The 6850-nt window shown below is 52.9% G+C and carries 4 protein-coding genes; all 4 read left to right on the top strand.

Translation table 11 applies throughout. From position 1 onward, the window contains the following. The first annotated feature begins 26 nt into the window (after nucleotides 1–26). Entirely contained in the window at nucleotides 27–1283 is a 1257-nt protein-coding gene (locus tag BOW52_RS11195; protein ID WP_135622300.1) for an SPOR domain-containing protein, read from the top strand. Between the two features lie 504 nt (nucleotides 1284–1787). Continuing rightward, nucleotides 1788–2099: a PKD domain-containing protein gene (locus tag BOW52_RS11200; RefSeq protein WP_236725720.1), complete on the top strand. Its 312-nt coding sequence runs from the start codon at nucleotides 1788–1790 to the stop codon at nucleotides 2097–2099. After that, on the top strand, nucleotides 2096–6031 hold the full coding sequence (locus BOW52_RS17420) for a PKD domain-containing protein (protein WP_269087651.1): 3936 nt from the start codon (nucleotides 2096–2098) through the stop codon (nucleotides 6029–6031). The genes BOW52_RS11200 and BOW52_RS17420 overlap by 4 nt, the downstream gene beginning before the upstream one ends. A gap of 272 nt (nucleotides 6032–6303) precedes the next feature. Next, complete coding sequence (locus tag BOW52_RS11230) at nucleotides 6304–6759, top strand: ABC transporter substrate-binding protein (protein WP_236725721.1); 456 nt, start codon at nucleotides 6304–6306, stop codon at nucleotides 6757–6759. The last annotated feature ends 91 nt before the right edge of the window (nucleotides 6760–6850 follow it).

The raw sequence follows: 6850 nt of genomic DNA on the forward strand, positions 1-6850 counted from the left end.
CCGTCTGCCTATTCGTAGTTGAGAGCGTGAGCGAACGACGAAGAAGCGGTGAGGTCGTGTCGGTCGCTTCCAGTGATGCTGGAGAGTATTGGGTGCAGGTTTCTGCATCGAGCAAGGGTTATCTTGCACCGGCCTATCTCAAGAACTACCCGAATCTATTGCAACATCGTCATCGGGATCGGCAGGGTCTGCATCGCCTGCTTATTGGGCCCTACCGCTCCTTTGATAAGGCGCAATCGCTACGGATGGCGATGAATCGAGACCACGGTGCGGGCACCTTTGTTCGGTTTGCAGCGTCTGAACGGGGAATGAGTCGCGTCGTGGTGGAAGCTCCCGCCGAACACCCTCGTGCGACTCCTGCTAACCAGTCGATGGAAAACCACGTTGAACATGCTGACCTGGCTGTTACTGATGAGATTAGGGTGGAGCAGAGCAGCGATGAAACATCGGTGACTGCGGACCGTGATGAGTCGCAAGACGCCCTTGTCGCCACAGGTCTGGATCGAGGTGTCAGCGCAGATATTGGGCGCGGTACGCCGCTGAAGATTGGTGTCAGTCTTGGGGCCGCCTATGCCGCCGATCAACGCCTCAGATTCTATGGTGAGGATGAGCCTGACCCGCTGAGCAATCTGTTTCCCGCCTGGAATAACGGAACGCTGGCCAGAACGGAGTCGAATCTGTTGTCCCGTCACTTTGGTGTCCATCTGCAGAAGCTGTTTAACAGTGAGTGGGGAATTGCTGTTGACTACCTGCATGAGCGCTCGGAGATGGATCAACAGCCGATGCGACCGGAGCTGCTTGATATCAATCACACCACAACCCTGCGTTATCTGGATGGCTCGTTGGCGAGTTATAACGCGGGTTCCACCGATCACCTGAGTGGATTATTGGTGCGTAATCATCTTGATGGAGTGGTGTTATTCCCAATCAATAACACCTTTACTGCCAAGATGGGGCTCTCGGCGGCTCATCATGATCTATCGGCGGATCTCACACAGTTAAAGCTGGATCAGACGCTGCTGCAATCGGTCAGTCACGATATCAATACACTCTTTATTGGCATTATGGGGGGCTGGATCTCAACCATCATCTGTCGAATTCGCTCTCTGTCGGAATCGATTCAAAGCTCTACTTCTATACACTCCACTCAGAGCTATCAAGCAGACAGAGTGTCAATCTTGCAGGTGGGACTACTCACCATGTTGCCTATCGTGAACAGCGTAACCACAGCTATCGAACCAAGATTGAGCCCTATATTGAGTACGCCTTTAGCAAACATCTGAGCACTACCTTCGCCACCCATCTCGATTATTGGGACAACAGTGTCACGCTGGATAATCCAGCCTGTTATCGGAATGTTGCGCTCAGCTACTCGGCCGAGTGTTCCCAATTGCCCTCACTGACAACTAACAACGTTGCCAATTACGGAGCCAATATCCGGGTGAACTATCACTACTAAGCGCCAGGTGATGAGGTTGGTAGTTTTTTTGATTAAAACGTAGAAATGCTGCGGGCTGTGGGCGTCATATTTGTTCGATATTTCACTGATACATTGAAATTTCTATCAGGGAAGTGCCTTTGGTTGATCTCCTCTTGCTACACATTCTGAATGCCGGAGGCAGCTCGACTTACTCTATTGGCGTCAGACCCTTATGGCTTTATTAACCACAGTTGGCTGCAGCCTGTAGCCAACTGTTGTAAAGAAGATTATGACAATTTTGACCAGCGCTCTCCAACACCCGTATCGATCTTACAGTCGGTTCATTACATATCTATCACTCTTGGTTATGTTGTCGGGCTGTTTTTCGCAGGGATCTGACTCTCCAACACCTAACCTGGCACCCACGGCAGGGTTCACGGTCAGTACCAGCAGCATCGACAGTGGTGAATCGGTCAATTTTGACGCCTCCACATCCAGCGATATCGACGGCAGCGTTGCAGAATACCGCTGGGACTTTGGCGATGGCAGCTCTGCCACGGGGCGGCAGGTGACACATCTCTACACTACGCCAGGCAAGTACTCGGTTAACTTAACCGTGACTGATGATGCCGGTGCTAAGGCCAGTGGCACGGTACGGTACGGGTTGTCGAGGTATTGAGTACCAATGAGGCCCCCTCGGCATCTTTTATTGTCGATGTCGGAACGGGACACAGCCCGTTGATGGTCAATTTTGATGCAAGCCCATCGAGTGACAGCGATGGAAGTATCGCCGGCTATTCATGGCTCTTTGGTGATGGCAGTACTGCCACCGGTCAGCAGGTTAGCCACAGTTACACGAACGTCGGTAATCACTCAGTAACTCTCACGGTTACCGATAATGAAGGGGCGATAGATAACGCCACACCTCAGACTATTTCGGTGTGGATTGCCAATAACGCTCCCACCGCACTCTTCAGTGTCGATACCGATAGTGGAGAGGGACCGTTGACGGTGAACTTCGATGCGTCTGCATCAGGTGATTCCGACGGCACGATCGTCGCCTACGGGTGGGACTTTGGTGATGGCTCCAGTGGCAATGGTCAGACTGTGGCACACAGTTATACGACGCCGGGAGTCTACCTTGCGACGCTGACGGTGCGTGATGATGATGCCGCCACGAAGCTGAGCACGGCACACATTATTCGGGTACTGCCAGCCAATCAGGCACCGACCGCTGCCTTTAGCGTCGATACCGATTCAGGCACCACGCCACTGACGGTCAATTTTGATGCCTCCGGTTCAACTGATACCGATGGCTCCATTGTCTCCTACGCCTGGGACTTTGGTGACGGAGACTCTGGTGTGGGTCAACAGGTCTCCCATACCTACACTTCCGATGGCAGCTATACGGCCACGCTGACGGTCACCGACAATGCTGGCGCTGAGGATAGTGATAGCGATGTCATCGACTCTATTTCGGCAAGCCACTACCCGACGGCCCGATACGATGTCGATGTGGATAGCGGGCCTGCACCGCTGACGGTCAGTTTTGACGCCTCAACCTCATCCGATCCTGACAACGATATCATCAACTATTTTTGGCAGTTTGGTGACGGGGATAACGCCTCGGGCGTGACCACTTCGCACACCTATACCGTTCCAGGCAGCTACGATGTCCAGATGTTGGCAACCGATAGTGCCAGCCAGGGGGATGTGGCTGATGTGCGCACCATCACCGTGCAGGGCCCCAATACACTTCCCACGGCGGCCTTTACGGTCGATGTGAACTCAGGCACCAGCCCAGTAACGGTCAACTTCGATGCCACCACCTCCAGCGATTCTGATGGAAGCGTCGTCGGCTATGGGTGGGATTTTGGTGATGGCTTTCAGGGCAGTGGTGCATCGACCACCCATACCTACTTTGCAGATGGTACCCATACGGCAATCCTGACAGTGACCGATGACCGAGGAGGGCAGCACAGCGTGTCACACGACATCAGCGTTGCCGCCAGTGGTGGTGTGACCTTATCTGGAGTGCTGGGGTTGTCGGGAACGGGAACAGTGGACTCTGATGTAAATGATATCAATGCTGACTATCAGAGCAACAACACAACAGCGACCGCGCAGCTATTAATATCTCCCTCTTCGCTAGGGAATGTCTGGGGATTTGTGAGCAAAACGGCGACAGGTATCGAAGGAGAGCGGTTTACCTACAGTGCGGATGAGGTCGATATCTACAGAGCCTATCTGCCAGTAGGTCAAAGGATATGTTTGACCATCAAAAACCCCGATGATGAGACAGGGTTAGAGAACGCTAACGATCTCGATCTCTATCTCTATTCAGTCGATGATCCAGAATCTCCGGTGGCTACCGCTCTGGGAACCCATAGCAGTGAGACGCTTCACGTTCCGACAGGAGGCGAATATTACATTGTGGTTGCCGCCTACCGTGGTAAAAGCACCTATAAGTTGGCGACATTTATGGATCTCACCTCGGTAGACGAAGTGCAAACGCTGCGCCTCGAAGACGATTTTGTTCCCGGTCAGGTCATTGCAAAGCTGAAAAGTGAGGTGGTGAATCCACCGGGCGCAGGTGCCGATAAAAAGGGTGTGGCGGCGGCCACAGCGATTGAATCTGTCAGCAGCCGTGGCAGTGTCAGCATGATACGTGGCGCTGCAGATCGAGCCTCGCTGTTTTCGGTCAACGATATGGGCCAGAACTCCGCTTCAGGGAAGCTGCAGTCAGCCGCTAGCAGTGACCAGGATGAAAGTGAATACAGCCTGTTGGACGGTCGCTACGGCATCGGTTTAAGTCAGAAGGATCGGGAAGCCTTCGAAACTATTAAAGCGATCAAGCGACTACGTCAGGATAGTCGCATCGACTATGCAGAACCGAACTATATCCAGAAAATGAGCCTCGTACCCGATGATCTGCACTATGAGCAGCAGTGGCACTACCCGGCGATAAACCTTCCCGACACCTGGGATATCACCACCGGCGATGCGTCGGTTATCGTCGCAGTTATTGATAGTGGTGTCTTTATGGCCCATGAAGATCTATCGGGCAATCTACTCTCGACTGGTTACGATTTTATCGTATCAACCTCAATGAGTAATGATGGCGATGGCATCGATCCAGACCCCGACCCCGACGATCCCGGTGATATAGTTATTTCATATAGCGTCTGGCACGGCACCCATGTGGCCGGCACCATCGCGGCGAGTACCAATACCACCACCGGGGTGGCCGGCGTAGCGCCCGATGTGCGGATAATGCCGATCCGGGTACTGGGCGAGGGGGGATCGGGTGCCTCCTATGATGTCGCTCAGGGAATCTTGTATGCGGCAGGCCTGGCAAACGACTCCGCCACGGTTCCGCCGCAGGCGGCCGATATTATCAATCTGAGTCTGGGTGGCGCCTACGTCAACCAAGCATCGAAAGATGCGATCAGTGCGGCCCTGAATGCCGGGGTGATCGTGATTGCCGCAAAGGGCAATGATGGCAGCGATGCTCCACACTACCCATCCGATTACGAAGGTGTGGTCTCTGTGGGAGCTCTCGGTATGGGCGACGAGCAGGCCTACTATTCAAACTATGGCCCCACGCTCGATCTGGTCGCACCGGGAGGGGACAGTAAGATCGATGCCGATAACGATGGCAAGTTTGATAGCACCATCCTCAGCACCTCGGTGGATGTCTCATCCGGTAGCCGTGAGTCGGGGTATGACCATAAACAGGGCACCTCCATGGCAACGCCCCATGTTGCCGGTGTTATTGCCCTGATGAAATCGGTCTACTCTGAACTGACGCCCACGCTACTCACTGCGCTGATCGAAAATGGTGCGATCACGACCGACCTGAGCGGGGATGGTGCGGCTGTGCGCAATGACACCTATGGCTACGGGAAGATCGATGCACTCAAGGCGGTGCAGCAGGCACAGGCAATTGCTGGTGGTGCGACACCACCCGTGCATGACGAGGTCGGTATCATCTACGAAATCGACAATATGGTTCTCTCTAGCTCTCAAACCATCTCGATCGTGAAGTGGAGTGGCACATTCACTGTCGACTCGATAACGCTCAACTACCCCTGGGCCACGCTGACCCCCACGGCCGTCGATGGTGAAGGCTTCGGTGACTACCAGCTCGATATCGACCGCGATCAATTTGGTGACGGTCTCTACCTGCTCGATATTACATTTGTAATGAGCAATGGCGATCAATATGTCACACGGATCAATGTGACCGACAGAGTTTCTACTTTAGATGAGAGAGATGTCGGCAATGTTTATATGGTGCTGGTGGATGAATCAACGCTGAATGTGGTCAAGCAAATACGCATGAATCTCGATGTGGCGCTATTTGAACCAGAGGTGCCGTTTAGCATGAGTAACGTCCCAGATGGAACCTATCTACTCTATGCAGGAACCGATTTTGATGGCGACCGGTTGCTGGAGGATGACGAGTATTTTGGTAGGGGTTTTTATGATCATGATGATGACATCTTCACCTCAGATATCAGCCCTATTGTTGTAAACAGTGCCGATATCGATAGCGTTTCGATCTATGTGGGTAGTACCAGTGCCGATCCCGTTGGTCTGATTGATTGAGCTGAGGATTTTACACGCCTCTAACCGCTGTTACGGTTGGTTCTGATGCTGGATGCCAATCTCAGGGCGTGGTGTGGAGACTGGTGAGGAGTGTTTTGCGATCCATGCTGTTGAATTGTCTTGCCATCTCTACTCGACGCAGTGGTTAGTGCTGAAATAATCTGATGTTTGTCTGGTGTTTAACCGATCGATTATCTGTCTCGCCCAAGAGGGGCTGTGCCTTCATGTCTTGTGTACGCGCTCCATCGCGAATGTTGTTCCTGCTTTTCATTTTGTTTCTACAAGCAGTGACTCAGGTTGATGTGCTAGCCGCTGACAAGGTGACGCTGGAGTTGAAGTGGTATCACCAGTTTCAATTTGCAGGCTACTATGCGGCACAGGAGAAGGGGTTCTTCGCGCAGGAGTCTCTGGAGGTCGAGATTAATGAACGCAATCCATCAACCTCTCCGGAATGGGTCGTATGGCTGGTGAGCGGCTCGATTTTACTGCTGCTGGTAGCGTTTGGGCTTGTGTTGGTGGTTCGACAGCTGAGGGCGCTGGTCGAGAAGCGAGCGGATGAGCTCAAGCAGGCGCATAACAAACTACAGCGCTATATCGATATTCTGGACCGCTATATCATCACCTCGAGTACTGATCTCAACGGTCGTTTTACATACGCCTCAGAGGCGTTTAGCCAAATTTCGAAATACTCCACTCAGGAGTTGTTAACACAACCACACAATCGCTGACCGCCATGGATAGCGAAGCGAAGGCGGTTAGTCCGCGATAGTCGACGCCGTCTGCATATTCGTAGTTGAGAGCGCGAGCGAACGACGAAGA

Origin of the sequence: Solemya pervernicosa gill symbiont, from assembly GCF_002020875.1 — a bacterium.
Classification (GTDB): domain Bacteria; phylum Pseudomonadota; class Gammaproteobacteria.